Annotated in this window: 17 protein-coding genes; 10 read left to right on the top strand and 7 right to left on the bottom strand. The window is 36.7% G+C overall.

Annotated elements, in window-relative coordinates; all coding sequences use genetic code 11:
• Nucleotide 1: 1 nt before the first annotated feature.
• Nucleotides 2-850: a hypothetical protein gene (locus AC27GZ_RS14325; protein ID WP_487096006.1), complete on the bottom strand. Its 849-nt coding sequence runs from the start codon at nucleotides 848-850 to the stop codon at nucleotides 2-4.
• A gap of 7 nt (nucleotides 851-857) precedes the next feature.
• On the bottom strand, nucleotides 858-1,604 hold the full coding sequence (locus AC27GZ_RS14320; protein ID WP_487096005.1) for a PEP-CTERM sorting domain-containing protein: 747 nt from the start codon (nucleotides 1,602-1,604) through the stop codon (nucleotides 858-860).
• A 767-nt stretch (nucleotides 1,605-2,371) separates the two neighbouring features.
• Between AC27GZ_RS14320 and AC27GZ_RS14315 the strand changes: the two genes are divergently transcribed.
• From AC27GZ_RS14315 to AC27GZ_RS14305, 3 genes are all read left to right on the top strand, one after another.
• Complete coding sequence (locus AC27GZ_RS14315) at nucleotides 2,372-3,244, top strand: LysR family transcriptional regulator (RefSeq protein WP_487096179.1); 873 nt, start codon at nucleotides 2,372-2,374, stop codon at nucleotides 3,242-3,244.
• A 164-nt stretch (nucleotides 3,245-3,408) separates the two neighbouring features.
• A complete protein-coding gene (locus AC27GZ_RS14310; protein ID WP_487096004.1) occupies nucleotides 3,409-3,921 on the top strand; it encodes a hypothetical protein in 513 nt (170 codons plus the stop codon).
• 322 nt (nucleotides 3,922-4,243) lie between these two features.
• Nucleotides 4,244-5,194: a PDC sensor domain-containing protein gene (locus AC27GZ_RS14305; RefSeq protein ID WP_487096002.1), complete on the top strand. Its 951-nt coding sequence runs from the start codon at nucleotides 4,244-4,246 to the stop codon at nucleotides 5,192-5,194.
• Between the two features lie 97 nt (nucleotides 5,195-5,291).
• Here the strand turns inward: AC27GZ_RS14305 and AC27GZ_RS14300 are convergent, their stop codons facing one another.
• The gene (locus tag AC27GZ_RS14300; protein WP_487096000.1) at nucleotides 5,292-7,094 is read right to left on the bottom strand and encodes a DEAD/DEAH box helicase; all 1,803 of its coding nucleotides are present in this window, start codon (nucleotides 7,092-7,094) and stop codon (nucleotides 5,292-5,294) included.
• Nucleotides 7,095-7,551: 457 nt separating this feature from the next.
• A complete protein-coding gene (locus tag AC27GZ_RS14295) occupies nucleotides 7,552-7,905 on the bottom strand; it encodes an MGMT family protein (protein WP_487096178.1) in 354 nt (117 codons plus the stop codon).
• 120 nt (nucleotides 7,906-8,025) lie between these two features.
• On the opposite strand from AC27GZ_RS14295, the gene AC27GZ_RS14290 reads away from it, so the two are divergent.
• Nucleotides 8,026-8,484: a YaiI/YqxD family protein gene (locus AC27GZ_RS14290; protein ID WP_487095998.1), complete on the top strand. Its 459-nt coding sequence runs from the start codon at nucleotides 8,026-8,028 to the stop codon at nucleotides 8,482-8,484.
• 32 nt (nucleotides 8,485-8,516) lie between these two features.
• Here AC27GZ_RS14290 and AC27GZ_RS14285 read toward each other — a convergent pair whose 3' ends face one another.
• Both AC27GZ_RS14285 and AC27GZ_RS14280 read right to left on the bottom strand, forming a co-directional pair.
• Entirely contained in the window at nucleotides 8,517-9,344 is an 828-nt protein-coding gene (locus AC27GZ_RS14285) for an ion transporter (RefSeq protein ID WP_487095996.1), read from the bottom strand.
• Between the two features lie 9 nt (nucleotides 9,345-9,353).
• A complete protein-coding gene (locus AC27GZ_RS14280; protein ID WP_487095995.1) occupies nucleotides 9,354-10,025 on the bottom strand; it encodes an MBL fold metallo-hydrolase in 672 nt (223 codons plus the stop codon).
• Nucleotides 10,026-10,165: 140 nt separating this feature from the next.
• On the opposite strand from AC27GZ_RS14280, the gene AC27GZ_RS14275 reads away from it, so the two are divergent.
• From AC27GZ_RS14275 to AC27GZ_RS14265, 3 genes are all read left to right on the top strand, one after another.
• Nucleotides 10,166-11,629 carry a diguanylate cyclase domain-containing protein gene (locus AC27GZ_RS14275; protein WP_487095993.1) on the top strand — a complete coding sequence of 488 codons (1,464 nt, stop codon included), beginning with the start codon at nucleotides 10,166-10,168 and terminating at the stop codon, nucleotides 11,627-11,629.
• A gap of 89 nt (nucleotides 11,630-11,718) precedes the next feature.
• Nucleotides 11,719-13,053, top strand: a complete 1,335-nt coding sequence (locus AC27GZ_RS14270; protein WP_487095991.1) for a sodium-dependent transporter — start codon at nucleotides 11,719-11,721, stop codon at nucleotides 13,051-13,053.
• Between the two features lie 23 nt (nucleotides 13,054-13,076).
• A complete protein-coding gene (locus tag AC27GZ_RS14265) occupies nucleotides 13,077-14,153 on the top strand; it encodes a GGDEF domain-containing protein (RefSeq protein WP_487095989.1) in 1,077 nt (358 codons plus the stop codon).
• A gap of 12 nt (nucleotides 14,154-14,165) precedes the next feature.
• On the opposite strand, the gene AC27GZ_RS14260 is transcribed toward AC27GZ_RS14265, so the two are convergent.
• Nucleotides 14,166-15,479, bottom strand: coding sequence for a DNA recombination protein RmuC (locus tag AC27GZ_RS14260; protein WP_487095987.1), 1,314 nt, complete (start codon nucleotides 15,477-15,479; stop codon nucleotides 14,166-14,168).
• Between the two features lie 266 nt (nucleotides 15,480-15,745).
• Between AC27GZ_RS14260 and ybeD the strand changes: the two genes are divergently transcribed.
• The 3 genes from ybeD (at nucleotide 15,746) to lipA (ending at nucleotide 17,751) form a co-directional block, all read left to right on the top strand.
• Complete coding sequence (gene ybeD, locus AC27GZ_RS14255) at nucleotides 15,746-16,009, top strand: DUF493 family protein YbeD (RefSeq protein WP_487095985.1); 264 nt, start codon at nucleotides 15,746-15,748, stop codon at nucleotides 16,007-16,009.
• Between the two features lie 66 nt (nucleotides 16,010-16,075).
• Complete coding sequence (lipB, locus tag AC27GZ_RS14250) at nucleotides 16,076-16,732, top strand: lipoyl(octanoyl) transferase LipB (RefSeq protein ID WP_487096177.1); 657 nt, start codon at nucleotides 16,076-16,078, stop codon at nucleotides 16,730-16,732.
• A 38-nt stretch (nucleotides 16,733-16,770) separates the two neighbouring features.
• Complete coding sequence (gene lipA, locus AC27GZ_RS14245) at nucleotides 16,771-17,751, top strand: lipoyl synthase (protein ID WP_487095983.1); 981 nt, start codon at nucleotides 16,771-16,773, stop codon at nucleotides 17,749-17,751.
• Nucleotides 17,752-17,845 lie beyond the last annotated feature (94 nt).

Genomic DNA, 17,845 nt, shown 5'->3' with positions numbered 1-17,845 from the left:
GCTATAAATTCTTGATCAATGTTGATCTTTCACTGCGGTTTTTGATATTTATGCGTTTTAAAAATTTCATCATTTCAATATTATTTTCATGGCAATAATAATTAGCCTCTTCAATATCATGTTTTTTCATTATTTCTGCGATATGTTTAATAAATAAAAGGATTAAAAGAGAATTACGAAATTTTGTAGAAATCCCCCAACCTATCACATGCATTTCATGCTTAATAACTTGAATAATAACGCACCCAGCTATTTCTCTAGTATCACTATCAAGCATAAACAATGAATCTGAAGTGTTAAATTTATGCGTGAGCATAGAAGATTCACCAAGATTTTCAAGAATAAAACGATGTAGTTTTGACTTATCTATACTGTCAAAGCCAACAGAAACTATCCCTTTAATTTTATCAAGCTTATCTTCATATTTTGCTAAAAATAACTCTAATTTGGATAGTCTATTTTGACTAGGAGAGTTTTGATGATAGTAACGATATTGCGTCGATCTTATCCATTGGCAACACTTAATTAGATAAGTAGGTACTTTAGACTGGTGTTCATCACTCACAAACGTTATTTGAGAGCTATTCCACTTTTTTGCCTCAAGCTCAACAGCAGCAACGAGTAGATCAAGTTCATGAGTTTGTAATTGCTCAGCAAAATATAACCCCAGCTTAATGGAACGCCACTCTACACTTCGCTCAGCAGCTAAAAAAAGCAGAACGTCATGTTCACTGTCTGGGCAAGTAAAAGAATAAAATTGGGGAGCGATTTCAATACCATCAAAATCGCTAGGTTTTACAAGAGTAGCAAGGCGATTCAGAGCTTCTGAATCGCTTACTTGTATTAACATATATAACTTAAGCTGCTGATTTTACACGGAGCTTTCTGCGTCTAACAACAGCACCCATAGCTAACCCTGTAGCTAATAGCGCAATTGAACCTGGCTCAGGTATGCTACTTACTAATCGATGTTCGCCAGCAATAATTCCTCTATTTTGAACATCAGCAATGGCACCACCGAAAATATTCAAAGTATTCTCACCAAATTCTACATCAATCCAACCGTAACGAGTTTCACCTGCTACATCCAATGATAAGCCCATCAAACCACGGCCTTGTAATGCTCCAAAAGTTCGAGTGTTGCTAAGTTGAGTTGTAGAATTATGGCTCCAGCTATACCAACAACTTGATTTAAAACAGTTTTGGAAAGAGGAATAAGACTGTAAATACAAACTATCATTTGAAAAAATTGAATCGCTTGTGTTACCACTGAAAATAGAGCTTTCATCAATTGTAGAGCCAGAAGTTAATAAAGAGCTCGTCCACAAGTTTGAATAATTAGAACCAAACGTAAATTCTTGGTGGTTTTCATAAGTTCTATGGCCTGTTTGACCTGATGCTGTCGGTGTAGGTAAAGGACTATAGTTATCATTTAGATTACTATATCCTAGGTTATAATCATAAACGCCATCACCATTTAGATCTATTGCATCATTATTAGCATAGGTTGCAGGGTCTATATTAATAACCCCTGCTTGAACAAATAAAGGAACAATACTAATACCTGCAAATACTACTTTAGTGCTTTTACTTATCTTTGTCATTTGAGAAGAACCTTTAATTCAAATTATTAATAAAACCTAGTCAGAACAAAGCAAAATACAAGCCAACTTTATTTATTCTTGTTTTACATAAAGTTAAATAAAACCCAAAGGATTTATTAACAATAATGTAAAATTATCAGACACTAATTGAATAAAAAATAAATTATTAGAACTAGATAGTATTTAAATTCACATATTGACCCAGCATATTAAAAAACAGACAGGTGAAAATAATTCACCTATCGAGTGAATTTATCTCGTTTGCCTAACTACGAAGATATTAATACTATGACCTTGTTCTTTGAATTTCCCCCGATTTTTTAAAGACAATATGTTTCATTAGCTTTATTTTTAGGACATCATTTGATGTCCTTTTTTTTGTCTGAATTTTACCGAAGACAAATTACTTTACCTTTACTTCACATTGATGAGTGAAAAAAATTCATCTATCGAGTGAATTTATCTCGTTTGCCTAACTACGAAGATATTAATATTATGGCCTTGTTCTTTGAATTTCCCCCGATTTTTTAAAGACAATATGTTTCATTAGCTTTATTTTTTAGGACATCATTTGATGTCCTTTTTTTTATCTAAAAAATTCATTAATCATGATGTAAATTATTTGTGCAACCGAACTAAAATAGTGCGAAAAACAGGTTATAACTTATATCAACAATTTTTTTTAAATTAAAGTTCAACAACTTACATGTCGGTTTAATTTTTGCTATGTAAGTTTGTCATTAATAAAATTACAGAATAATATGCCAATTCAAACTCCTATCCGTGGTTTACGCTCTTTTTGTGTTGCATCAAAGTGTTTAAGCTTTAAGCATGCTGCTGCTCAATTATTTTTAACTCCATCGGCAGTAAGCCACCAAATTAAACAACTTGAAGAACAACTTGGCTTAACGTTATTTAAGCGAGGTACAAGATCGATAGAGCTTACCAGTGCAGGTAAACAATTTTATCAAGCAGTACAGCCTATTATTCACCAGCTAGAATCAACTATTTCAGAGTTCACTCATACTCAGCAAAACAAAACAATTGTGATCAGTTTGCCTGAATTTTTCGCCAGCGAATTATTTATTCCAAGGTTAAGTGAATGGTCTGAGCTAAATCCTGACATCAACTTACAATTAGAAACGGTTAAAGCTGGCAGTCAACCTTCGCAAGTGGCTGATTTATCTATTGTGCTTGCCAATGGTAAACCCAACGCAAGTATAGTTCAGGATTTATTTCCAATAAGGTATGCACCTTCTTGTAATAAAAAACTTTATAAAAAGCTTAAATCATCAGGTTTTGACGCCCTAAAAAATACACCTTTAATATTGCATAGATCTCGCCCATGGTCATGGCATCAATGGGCCGACAATGTTGGTATAGACGATTTTGATCCTAAACAAATTATACAATTCGACAGTATGTTTGGGGTTGCTAGGGCTGCACAACAAGGTATGGGCATTGCACTTGTACCACTACCTATGAGTAAAACATGGTTTAGTGAACAGTTATTAGTGAAACTCTTTGATGAAGAGCTAAACACCAATGACCGATACTATTTAATTCAACATGAAAATATGGAAGGTAAACCTGAGCTTACTGTTTTTGCTGATTGGGTAAAAGACACCTTTGTCCTATAGCTTTACCCTATAACTTAGTCATAAACTTCTTCTAAAAGTCCTCTCACTTAATGGATGAAAATAATTCAACCATTAAGTGTATTTTTCTCGTTTGTCAGCATGCGCTCAATTCTCTACATTTAACGGGCATCAACAAGGTGCCTACTTTCAATTGGAGAATTATCATGTCATTAAAATCTATATCTTTAAAAGCGATGGTAGCTGGTGTAGCCATTATGGGCTCTGCATCGGCTTTAGCTGAAAAAGATACGCTAAAACTCGCAGTAATCAAAGACTCAGCGGCAACCAAAGCAATTATTGCTGGTAAATTAGATTACAGTATCAATAAGTTAACTAAAAGCTCTATAGGTACAAGTGATTTTGAAAAAAATACTAGCCTGTGCGTTGCTTATCTACAAAACAAAGATATCGAAAAATCTGAATCTGCTTGTACTGCAGCCATTGAATCAATCAATTCAATGGATTCAAGTAGCAGCAAGTTAAGTTATTTGAAATCGATAAGTTATAGTAATCGCGGAATTGCCCGTTATTTAAAAGACGATCTTAGTGGTGCACTTGCTGATTTAACTGAAGCTAAGTCTATCAATACTAACGATATCACTAAAGGTAACCTCAAAATTGTAAAAAACTATCTAGCAGCTGAACATGAAAGTACAAACGAACTTGTAGCTGATTAAAGGTATACACGCTAACACGAGGAGTAAAAAGTATGATGAATAAAATGATGAAACCGCTCAAGTCTATCACTTTGTTTATTGAGGAAATGAAACACCTATCAATTAGCCAATGGGATATCGACCACAATAAAAGCATGCTCCTAGACAGGGAAACACGACAGCAAAGGTAAAAAATGATTCATTCAACTAATGCATTAGCAGCGCTTAATTAACTACACTCTCACCTAATAATTAAGCGTTGCTAGCAACGGTGACTAACAACTACCCTTGCCATAATCAAATATATCAAAGCACTTATTCAAACAGTTGATTCAAAACAATTATGAATTATATAAATGTCATTGAAAGGTATCATGACTATAAAAATTCAATCCATGAATTAATGGCGTCAATTATAGCAGGAGCTTTTGACGAAGCTTTTTTCTCTGATGATGAAGCACTTACTAATGCAATGAATTGGCTTGGCAAAAATTACCCTTTTGTTGAGCTGATGTTTACACTCGATGAAAAAGGTACACAGTTAAGTCCCAATATTGCTAACAGTAAAAATCAAAGTGTAAAAACATACAAAGATAAAGGCGTTGATCGCTCATATCGTCCTTACTATATCCTAGCCAAAGAACACGAAGGCATTATTGTTACTGAACCATACTTGTCCACTTCTAGTCATAACCTTTGTATTTCAGCTGCTATAAAACATTGTAATAAAATAGGCGAAGTAATGGGGATACTGGTCTTAGATATAGATCTTGCCCATGCTATTGAATTTTTAATGGGTGATAGAAAACGGAATAAATTCCACCCATTCTTTACCTGTGTCTATTCGTTAATTGTTGTTGGTTTATTTTTTATCGTTGCTATTCTTTTGTATTCAGCGGGTAGCGAAATAATCAGCTTATTGTTATCGCCAACACCAGAAAACCTTCAACTAAAGCCTTTTGGGGTTATTATATTTTTAACTTTAGCACTGGCAATCTTTGATTTAGGGAAAACCACTATTGAAGAAGAAGTGTTAATGAAAAAAGACATTTTTAGACATAGTTCAACCAGAAGAACCATCACACGATTTATCGCTACCATTTTAATTGCAGTTTCTATTGAGGCATTGTTATTAATGTTTAAATCGGTTTTAGGCTCACCCGAGTATTTAACCAAAGCGGTGGCAATGATGGGAGCATCGGTGGGATTATTAATTGGTTTAGGGATTTATGTTTATTTAGGCGCAAAAGCTGAAACACTGTTACTCAATAACAACCTCAATACTAAAAGCTAGAAAGCTACTCACAAACTAGATATTAAAAAGGCGCTTATAAAGCGCCTTTTTCAACTAAAAACAAATCACTAATTTAGCTTTACTAAGTTGCTTAGCTTTAATTATTACGTGATGGACGCTCATTACGACGACGAGCTGGACGTTGGCTAGCTACTTGCTCATCAGAAGCACTAATAGCTAATGGCTGACGACGAACACGCACACCTTTTAATTGCTTAAACAAATCGGCAGGAATACCTTTTGGTAACTGCACAAAACTATGCTTTTCATGTAGGTTAATTTGCCCGATATAGCTGCTGTCTAATGAAATTTCATTGGCAATAGCACCAACAATATCACCTGGACGAGCACCATGATCTTTACCTACTTCAAGGCGGTATGTTTGCCAATCAACATCATTACGATTAACTTTAGCTTTACGTGGTCTATCTTCACGTGAGCCACGCTGGCCAGATCTTTCACCACGAGCATCACGGCGACCATCTCTGCCACGATCATTTCTATCACGACCATTTCTGTCACGGCTGTTATTTTCACGCGCTTCACGACGAGGCTTAGGATCTTCTTTTGGCTGTAATGGTTGTTTTAATTGCTTTTGGTATAACAAAGCAGCAGCTAAATCAATCATAGACATTTCAGATTCATTTGCCATCGACTCAACAATTTCACGCATTTTTTCTAAGTCTTTACTTTCAGCGATACTTGTAATTTCAACACGAGCACGCTCAATACGCTTTTTACCAATTTCTTGAATATTTGGTAATTCATACATGTTTACTTTGCTTGAAGTTAAACGCTCATAATGACGAAGTGAGTACATTTCACGTGGACGAACAAAAGCAATTGATGTGCCTTCTCTGCCTGCACGACCTGTACGACCAATACGGTGAACATAAGCTTCGTTATCACCCGGTAAGTCATAGTTGATTACTAACGAAATACGTGGAATATCTAAACCACGAGCAACAACATCTGTAGCCACTAAAATAGAAGACTTACCTGATTTCATTTGCTCAATACAACGCTCACGTTGTGCTTGGTTCATGTCACCATTTAGTGCTAATGCAGGGTAACCAGCACGCTCTAACTTTTCAGCTACATCAACAGTGTCATTACGTGTGCGCACAAAAATAATCATGGCATCGTAATCAGCTATTTCAGCAATACGCTCTAACGCCGTCATTTTAGTAATACCACTTACTTTCCATGCATACTGCGTTATATTTGCTTTCGCTTTTTTAACAGCCGCAATTTTAATATGCTCAGGCTCTTTTAAGAAACGATTGGCAATTTTACGAATGGCTGGTGGCATGGTAGCTGAAAATAAACACATTTGCGTGTTTTCAGGTAAGTGATCCAGAATCCATTGAATATCTTCTAAAAAGCCCATGTTTAACATTTCATCGGCTTCATCAAGCACACAAACACTTAATGCATCTAACTTTAAGCTTTTACGGCGTAAATGGTCCATCAAACGACCTGGAGTTCCAACAACGACTTGAGCACCGCGCTCTAACTGTTGAAATTGTGGTCCATAAGACTGGCCGCCATATAAAGTCGCTACACGTAAACCTTTCATGTTTTTACCGAAAGATTCTATAGCTTCAGCAACCTGCATCGCTAATTCACGTGTTGGTGCTAACACCATTAATTGTGGTTTTCTAATTGAAGTATCAATTTTAGCCAGTGCCGGTAAACCGAAAGCGGCAGTTTTACCAGTACCTGTTTGCGCTTCACCTAAAACATCTTTACCCGTTAAAAGCGGAGGAATCGTTTGTGCCTGAATAGCCGTAGCTGAGGTAAAACCAATATTGGTAATAGCAGATAATAAGTTTTCAGGTAAACCTAAAGAGTCAAAGCTAACTACTTGAGTGCTTTGAGTATTAATTTGATCAGTCATTTATATGTCATCTTCTCAAGGCAGGCATTAATAGCATGGTAAAATTTTCGACAAAAGAAACTCATCTTCATGCACAACAAGGTTGTGGAAGTGATAGAACTGTCTAAATTTTAATTGCTAAGTCTTTAACCTGCGTACATCATACGAGGAAACCACCAGGAAGACTTAAGGCGCATAGCGTACTCTCACGCTATATTTCTTGCTAGTAAGGAAATTAACTAGCTGGGCAAGTCTATTGGGCGGAAAACCCCTACTCATTTCGATGGGCTTATTTTCATACTGTTAAATAAGCGACTACTTAAAAATTATCAATCTTTGTTAATAACATTAAGCGTTTATTGTGATTTTGTTGAAAAAACCAACATCCCTTCATCGAGGCGCGCATTATACACACATAAAGCTAAACGGCAAGTAAAAAGACAACTTGATTGAAATTTATTCAATAAAACAATAGCTTTTAAAAACTAAGGGAGAATAATATTTCACTTAAATCTGGTTGCCATTGAAAGGCGTTAAGTTTAATTTTTGAATCAATAACAACAACTTGCTCATCTTGCAAAGCTTGTTTTTGCTTTTCAAAGGACTCACTTCCTTGTGGGAAAGAAATTTTCCCTTGGCTATTGATTACTCTGTACCAAGGTACGGTTTTCCCTTGCCAGCCAGATTCAGGCACCTTGCCAAGCGCTTTACCAACTAACCGTGCTCTACCCGGTAAACCGGCAAGATCGGCAATTTGACCATAACTGGCTACCTTTCCCTGAGGAATAAGTTGGACAGTTTGCCATATTTGCTTGTAATGCGGATTTACCATAGTCGTAGACAAAAGGACCCCATTAAATTTGGTTAAAAAGTAAAGTTGCGTAAAAAGTAATATTAAGTGGTTGATTACGGTATCATAACAACAGAGAAACCGACAACGCTGAGAACAACTATGAAAATTTGGGTCGATGCCGATGCCTGCCCTGTGGTAATCAAAGAAATATTATTTAAAGCTGCTGAAAGAACAAAAATCCCAATGACATTAGTGGCTAACCACCCTATTCGCGTACCTCCTTCAAAAGTAATTAACTTTATGCAAGTGAGTTCAGGGTTTGATATTGCTGACGATGAAATTGTAAAACGTGTTAATAATGGCGATTTGGTCATCACCTCAGACATTCCTCTTGCCAGTGAGGTGATTGAAAAATCTGCCCAAGCACTAAGCCCAAGAGGTGAGCTTTTTACCAAAGAAAATATAAAATCACGGCTGAATATTCGCGATTTTATGGACACCATGCGCGCAAGTGGCGTTCAAACAGGCGGCCCTGCTGCGCTAAGTCAAAGTGACAGACAAGCCTTTGCCAATCACTTAGACAGTATACTAACGAGATATCAGCAAGCTAAGGGCTAACGCTTTACTCTATAATTAGCAGACTTATTACGTTATTTTTTATCTTGTAATATCAATGCCTTTATTTCGGCTAATTCATGTTCTAATTTTTCAATTTGTGCGCGACTTGCTGGCTCACCACCTTCATCACTTTCACCATGTAACTGCGCTCTTTGGCTATCATGCTCTTGAGCCATCACTTCTAAAACAGTACCTACCATCATATTTAAAAAGATAAACGCTGTTAGAAAAATAAAACTCAAGTAATAAGTCCAACTTAATGGGTAAACGGTCATGGTTTCATACATTACGTCTGTCCAATCTTCAAACGTAGCAACCCTAAATAGCGTTAACATTGAAATGGATACATCGCCCCACAACACTTCATTAATTTGGTGGAAAAGCATACTGCCAATTGCGCCATAAATGTAAAAAATAACAAACATGAGTAGGGCAATATATCCCATCCGAGGAATAGCTTTGAGTAAGGCGTTTACCAATAAACGTAACTCAGGCACCATAGACACCAAACGTAATACTCTAAATACGCGCAATAAGCGAGCAAGTAATACACCTGAGCCACCATCTGGTATTAAGCTGCCGATAACAATGACAGTATCAAAAATGTTCCAACCACTATGAAAAAACTTTTTCTTATTTGGGTACGCTAAATAGCGAATAATTATTTCGAAAACAAAAAAAACGGTTACTGCTAAATCTAAGATGCCAAGTACGGCAATGGTTTGGGCTGACAGGTTATGAGTTTTTGCCCCTATCAATAGTGCAGAAAGTAAAATAACTGCAATAACAACGCCTTGAAACAATTTGCTGGAATCAATTTTTTTTAAACGCCTTTGAGCGCGAAATACAAAGCTATCCATAAAAGTTATTTATCTCCGCGCTACAGCCATATCACTAACGTAAGGATTCGTTTGCCGCTCTTGACCGAAAGTGCCCATGGGCCCATGACCAGGAATAAAGCGCACATCATCACCCAAAGTAAATAGATTATTACGAATAGAGTTAATGAGTGTGGCATGATCGCCACGTGGAAAGTCGGTTCTACCTATCGAACCACAAAACAACACATCTCCCACTTGCGCTAATTTAGATTCACGATGGAAGAAAATCACATGCCCAGGGGTGTGACCGGGACAAAAATAGACTTCTAAGGTAATGTTGCCAAAGCTAACATTATCCCCTTGTACTAAAAAGCGCGTTGGCGTGAATTTTTTCGCATACGAAAAAGCACCGCCAAATCGTTGTTTTTGACCTTCAATGCTGTCAATCCAGAATTGATCTTCTTGATGTGGCCCTTCTATTGGCACACCATAATGACTGGCTAAATCATGAGTAGCGCCAGCATGATCAATGTGTGCATGAGTGATAAGCACTTTTTCTAAGGTTAAATTATTAGCTTCAATAGCAGCAATAATTTTTTCAATATCACCACCAGGATCAACAACGGCTGCTTGTTTGGTTTCATCACACCAAAACAAAGTGCAATTTTGTTCAAAAGGAGTCACGGGGATAATTTTATATTGCAACGTATTGTTTGCCATAGTGCTCTCAACTTAACTTATACATCTTAAAAAGAGGCAAATTGTAGCAAAAATTGTGAACGTGGGAGAAGTACAACTTGCGAAAAATTCAATAAATGCTATTAATAGTAACAATTCAATAATAACAGCTATGAAGTAAAATGGATTTTCATCAACTGCTCTCTCATTGCATAACAAAAAAAACAGCGTTTAGGATAAAGCTGCTGATATTGCTTAGCTGCTTTTCTACAACAAGCGCTTGGTCAAAAAGTACATCAGATTTAAACCATAATGCTGAACAGCAAATAATCAACTATTGTATTGATCCAAGTTGGCAACCTTATGAAGGATTAGAAAACCAAAAACATATAGGTATCTCAAGTGATTACCTCAATTATTTTGCCGCCTATACAGGCATAAAATTAAAGCTCATTCAAACAAGCTCTTGGGTAGAAACACTAGAGTTACTTAAAAGTGGTCATTGTCATTTAACACCCATGTTAAATATCAGTGAAAAACGCAAAAAATTTCTTAGCTTTAGCCAAACTTACTTCACTGCCCCTAACGTTCTAGTCTCTTTAAGAGATGAGCCTTTCTTACAAGATTTAACGCATATCGAAAATAGAAGTGTTGCCATTGTAAAAGGCTATCGACTAATAGAATACATCCAACAGTATTTCCCAAATATTCAGCTAACGTATGTTGATACTGAGCAACAAGGCTTAAATTATGTATCAAGTGGAAAAGTAAAACTATTTATTGGTTCAATGCTTTCAGTGAATAACCAAATAAGAGAAAAAGGCTTAACCAAGCTTAAAATTGCTGGTTGGGCTGGACCAGAAGATAGGTTAAAGCTGGCAGTAATAAAATCAAAACAACATCTGCTGCCTCAAATAAATCAAGCTATTGCGAGCATAACAGAAAGTAAACGCTTAGAAATTTACCGTAAATGGCATAACATCAAAGTGATCAAACAAACTGATTACAAACTTTGGATACAAAGCATAGCAATTGTTTCAATCTTGTTTTTCTGCCTATTAACACGACATTACTTTATCAAGCGGTATAACTTAACGTTAGAAGAGAAAAACAATAGCTTAAATAAACTTAAAACTGAGTTAGAAACAGCCAATAAAAAGCTAAAATATGCGGCTAACCATGATCCTTTAACAAAGCTGTATAATCGCCAATACTTCAATGAAAAACTCGCTCAAGATCATAGAGAGCATAAAGAAGGTGTTACCTTAATTATTATTGATATTGATTATTTTAAAGATATTAATGATAAGTATGGTCACAGTGCGGGAGATCAAATTTTGATGGTGTTATCAAATATATTGAGTCAGCACATCCGAGAAACTGATCTACTGGCCCGTTGGGGTGGTGAAGAATTTGTTATTGTTTCAAAACAATCTAATATCAAAAGTGCAGTACAATTAAGCTCCAGAATACAAAAAGCAATTAATGAATACACTTTTCCTTATTGTAAAAAGCTCTCTTGTAGCTTTGGCATAGCTGAGCATCAAAGTAAGGAAAATATCTTGAATTGTTTTGAGCGAGCTGATCAAGCGCTTTATCAAGCGAAACAACTAGGCAGAAATCAAATCTGCCAAGCACCAAACTAGCCTGAAACGCATACATTAGTGACTTAGCTCTTCCCTAAATCTTTATTACTGGGTAAGCTTACAGCACCTTAAGTATTATAACGTTTTCTATGTCTACTACTACTCGTGATTCTTTTCATTCTCGCCTAGGTTTTGTGCTCGCTTCTGCTGGAGCAGCTATCGGGTTAGGTAATATATGGGGTTTTCCAACTCAAGCGGCAAACAATGGCGGTGGCGCATTTTTATTAGTCTATTTAATCGTCACAGTATTACTGGCATTACCTGCACTATATGCCGAAATATTTATTGGTAACCAAATGCAAACAAACCCAGTGGCAGCCTTAAAAAAAGCTTGTGGTGAGCGGTTCGCTAAGGCTGGGGAAAGTGCTGGCATAATTGGTATTATTGGTGCACTGATGATGCTAAGTTTTTATACTATTGTCGCAGGCTGGATGATAGCCCACAGTTTAAGCCCTGTAGCTGAATTAGTTGGCTTAAACCAAAGTGCTCAATGGCTGGCAAGCTCAAGTACATGGCGCAATGTTATTTTTACCCCAATTTTTATTGTACTGACAGCAGCTATTATTCACCAAGGTGTTCATCAAGGCATAGAGCGCTGGTCATCTCGGTTAATGCCATTATTGTTAGTGATGTTAATCGCACTGATTATTTATATATTACAGCAAGAAGGCGCCATGAAAGGTGTAGAAACATACCTTATTCCTGACTTCACACAAATTACTGATGCGAACCTAATTATTGCCGCTATGGGGCAAGCGTTTTTTTCATTAGCGATAGGCGTTGGCTCTATGATGGTTTACGGCTCCTACATGAAAAAAGATCAAGATATTGGCAAATTAGTGCTATCAATTGCAGCATTGGATACCTTCATAGCTTTTATCGCCGGCTTACTCATAATCCCAGCTCTTTTTGTCGCTTTACATCATGGCCAGCAAGTGTTTGAAGATGGCAAGCTTATCGGTCAAGGACAAATGATTTTTCAGATCCTACCTTCGCTATTTAGTCAATTTGGCATTATCGGTTTAATTCTGACCTTTACCTTATTTACCTTACTTGCCATTGCAGCGCTCACCTCGACTATTTCAGCAACAGAAGTGGTGGTTGCATACTTAGTAGAAGCAAAAAATATCAGCAGAAAAAAAGCAACTAATTTAGTATCGACTATTGTTATTATTACTAGCATGTTAATAATTATGAATTTCGAGGCGCTATTTGGCCTAGTGATTCAGTTACTAACAACCATTTTACAGCCATTAATGTCACTATTTTACTTTATCGTAGTTGGTTGGATTTGGCAGCGAGGCAATAAAATTACAGATTTAGGGCAATTGAAAAAAGATAAAAAATTAAAACTCTTTGGTTTTTATTTACGCTTTATTTGTCCTGCTTTACTTATTATCGTTTTCTTTAATACTGCTTTTTAGGCAATAAAAGTTTAAAACACAAAATGACATTTAAAACCTTAATTAACTTAGGCACAGACTACCAGCCGTTTAACGTCGCCAACAAAGTAAAGATAACCAATATTGTTACTTTGCTTACAATGGCACTATCTGCTCTGTATACCCTAAATTATATTTTTATTTTAGATGAGCCTTTAGTCGCTTTTATCAATACCATATTTGTTTTTGCCTATAGCATTAGCCTGATTTTTAATAAATACAATGCTCACAAAGCCAGTAAATTATGGTTTTTTTCGGTGTTAATGGTGCATTTAGTGGTTTGTACCAATATTTACGTGACTAATAAAACAGGCTTTCACTTGTACTTTTTTCTCGTTCCTACTGGCTCTTTCTTGCTTTTCGAGTTAAAAGAAAAAATTGAAAAAATAGCCTTAAGCATAATCGCTATCGCCCTGTTCTTTTATTGTGAAAACACGCTAAATCTCACCCCTATCATTGAATTAAGTGACGAAATGAATCATTTAATTTATCAGTCAGTGTTTTTCTTTAATATGTTGGAAGTAATTCTTGTTTTAACCTTATTTGCCAATGAAATTGAAGCCAATGAATTAAAACTTACTAGGCAAGCAACCATTGACTCATTAACAAAAATACATAACAGGCACTACTTCTTTGAACACGCAAACAACACGTTAGCCATGGCAAACAAACTTCAACGCCCGTTTAGCATAATGTTGGTTGATTTTGATGACTTCAAAAAAATCAACGATAGTTATGGCCATCATATTGGTGATTTATCTTTGGTGGAAGTTAGCCAACAAATTAAAAATCATTGTCGTGCCCACGACTGTTTTGCTCGTGTGGGCGGTGATGAGTTTGTCATTGCATTAGCCGATACCACGCTACCAGAAGCGAAAACAATTGCACAACGTATACAACTATCAATAAGAGAACACACCATAAACCCGCCTGAAGGCGATGCTTTTCAATGTCGAATTAGTATTGGTGTTAGTAGCAAAACTACTTGCTCTGACACTTTGAAAAGCCTGATGGTTGAAGCCGATAAAGCACTGTACCGAGCTAAGCAACATGGCGGTAACTCTGTTGAAACAGCTAATTAACCTTAACTCAGGTTAATTATTCGTCAGCATAGTATCTGGCTCATCCACTATTTGTAAATCAACCTGTTCTATCTTTTCAAATCGAGTCGATATTTTATCAGCAGATGTATGAATTTGTTTTACATCACTAGCAGCCTGATCAATATGCTTAGCTAAATTAGCAAAGCGACCTTTAAAGCGATAAAAATCTTGTGATAAATGTGACAAATGAGCTTGAATTATATGAATTTGACTACGAGTTGCTTCATCTTTTAATACCGAACGGGCCGTTGTTAAAATAGCCATCAAGGTTGTTGGTGAGGCTAACCAAACACGCTTCTTATTCGCATACTCAACCAAGTCATTTTGATGACCATGAATCTCAGCAAAGATAGCTTCAGCAGGGATAAACATAATGGCACCATCAGCCGTTTCTTTGTCAATCAAGTACTTGTCACTAATATCGTTAATGTGCTTTTTAATATCTACTTTAAATTGTCGTTGCGCTGCTTTTCGCGATAATTCATCTTGCTCAACATCCATCATAGTACGGTAACTTTCTAACGGAAATTTAGAGTCGATAACGACATTACCTGTTGGCTCAGGTAAAAATAAAACACAATCCGCAATTTTCCCGTTTGATAGCGTATGCTGTAATTTAAAGCTTTGCTCAGGTAAAACATTACGAATTAAACTATTGAGTTGTACTTCCCCAAACGCGCCTCGTGAGCGTTTATCGTTTAAAACCTCTTGTAAGCTAACAACATTATTAGACAAATCCGTGATCTTTTTCTGTGCATCATCAATCAAGGCTAAACGTTGTAGAATATCACTAAAGGTTTTGGTGGTTTTCTCAAAACCTTCACTCAACCGTTTTTCAACTCCATGACTAATTTCTTTAAGACGTAAGTCGGTGCTCAGAGTTAGCGCATCAATACGTTTTGCCATGTGTTCGCTACTTAAACTTAAAGATTTACTGAGCTCTTCTCGACTAGCCTGAGTGGCTTTATTTAAATGAAGAATTAACTGATCTAATGCTTGATTTTGATTCTGATTAAGTTGCTCTTTTTGTCCACTTAATTCCCTCAACAGTTTTATACGCAAATCAGCCATCTGCTGCTCAAAAACATTCCGAAGTTGTAATTGCTGTTTATCCATTAATTGCGTTAGATAATGCTGCTCATTGACCGCAGCATTATCAAAATGCGTGGTCACTGATTGTATTTTTTCTGATAGTTGCTTAATGCGAACGTTTTGCCAAAATATAACAATTAGCACAACTAACAAAATTAACACGCAAACAAGCAGTAAAGCTGCTGGGTCAAACAAGCTAAAGTCTATATTCATAAAGCAACACTCATAAACTAATACTCATAAACAAGGCAAACACTGTAAATAATAACAGTTATTAAATCATACCTTTTACTTTGCTACTAGTTTTTTAGAACCTTTACTGATATCTCATCACACTCTATTAGCACTTTTAACTAGATTAGTGGTAAAATACTGCGCAATTAACTAGCCAGCTTTTATCTCATGCATTTACTAATTGCATTAAAATTGGCAAAAGCTGCATTTGGCTATTGGTCTGTTGACCCAAGATTGAGAACAAGATGAAAACCCATTTCGACGAACTATTAGAATTTCCGACAGTATTAAACTTTAAAGTGATGGGCGTTGCCTGTGATGAACTACCCGATTTAATTATTGCCGAACTTCAAAAACACACACCGGGTGACTACACCACGAAAATTACGCCAAGTTCAAAAGGAAACTATCACTCTGTGTCGATTCCTGTACGAGTTACGAGCAAAGAGCATATAGAAAAAGTATATAAAACCCTAAATGCTATCGAACAGGTACGTTACGTTTTATAGCTTTTAACCTAAGTTTTATAACATCAATCTACAAAGAGAATTTCTGTGCCAGAGCCATTAGCTAATATGCCTTTAGTCATCCGTCAACTTGAAACCATGGATTACAGCCAAGTTTGGCATGCCATGCAAACGTTTACTGATAATAGAGACGAAAGTACATTAGACGAACTTTGGTTAGTAGAACACCCACCTGTTTTTACCCAAGGGCAAGCAGGCAAAGCTGAGCATTTATTAATGCCCGGTGACATTGAAGTCGTTAAAGTCGATCGCGGTGGTCAAGTGACTTATCACGGCCCAGGCCAGCAAGTGATTTACTTTATGATAAACTTAAAGCGTCGAAAAATGGGTGTGCGTCAATTAGTGACGTTAATTGAAAAAGCCATTGTTGCCGCACTTAACGATTACAACATTAAAGCTTACCCGAAAGCTGACGCCCCCGGCGTTTATGTTGATGATAAAAAAGTAGCGTCATTAGGGCTACGCGTTCGTAAAGGCTGTTCATTTCATGGTTTAGCGTTAAATGTAAACATGGATTTAGCCCCTTTTTTACGAATAAACCCGTGTGGTTATGCCGGATTAGAAATGATACAAACCTGTGATATCAAGGGCCCTCAAAGTACTGAAGAGTCAAGCAAAGTACTTGTGAAACACTTAACAGCATTATTATCAGCAAGTGAAGTAACCAATAAGAGTGGCTTACCAACAATGAGTAAAATAGCCTAAGTTTATATGTCTTAAGCAGCAATAGAGCACATTAAGTTATGACTGACAAAACAGTAGTAAAATCAGCAAGAATTGCCCCCGGTACCAAACTACGTGATGCCGATAAAATGGCGCATATCCCGATCAAAGTAGTACCTTCAACACGCGACAGTATGCTAAGAAAGCCAGATTGGCTTCGTATTAAGCTACCTCGCTCTAGTGAACGTATTGACGGCATAAAAGCAAACTTAAGAAAACATAATCTTCATTCTGTTTGTGAAGAAGCTTCTTGTCCTAATCTGTCAGAATGCTTTAACCACGGTACAGCTACCTTTATGATTTTAGGGGATATTTGTACACGCCGCTGCCCTTTTTGTGATGTTGGTCATGGTCGTCCATTAGCGGCAGATCCTGAAGAGCCTAAAAAATTAGCCATGAGCCTGAAAGATATGGCACTAAAATACGTGGTAATCACTTCGGTAGACCGTGACGATTTACGTGATGGTGGCGCACAACAATTTGCAGACTGTGTTAAAGAAATCAATGAGCAAGCCCCCAATACTAAAATTGAAATTTTAGTGCCTGATTTTAGAGGGCGTATGGACAGAGCATTAGATATTTTAAACCAGCACCCACCTCATGTGTTCAACCACAATATGGAAACGGCTCCTCGCCTATATACCAAAGCTAGACCGGGTGCTAACTACCAATGGTCATTGGATTTATTGAAAAAATTTGGTGAAGCAAACCCCGGTGTACCGACTAAATCAGGTTTAATGGTTGGTCTTGGTGAAACTAACGAAGAAATTCTTGAAGTTATGCGTGATTTACGTAGCCATGGCGTGACTATGTTAACTATAGGTCAGTATTTACAACCCAGTAAAGATCATCTACCTGTAGAGCGTTATGTACATCCTGATGACTTTGCCATGTTCCAAGAAGAAGCCACGAAAATGGGCTTTGAACATGCCGCATGTGGGCCGTTAGTCCGTTCTTCATACCATGCGGACAAGCAAGCAGCAGGTGAAGAAGTTAAGTAAATTCTTAAAATAAAACTTATCTAATTGAAAGAGGCACATAGAATGATACCTATGTGCCTCTTTTATATTTTCACCATGTTCATATCACTTTAAT

It is taken from the genome of Colwellia sp. SU-HH00943, from assembly GCF_057546125.1.
This window is presented reverse-complemented; position numbering and strand designations above follow the sequence as displayed.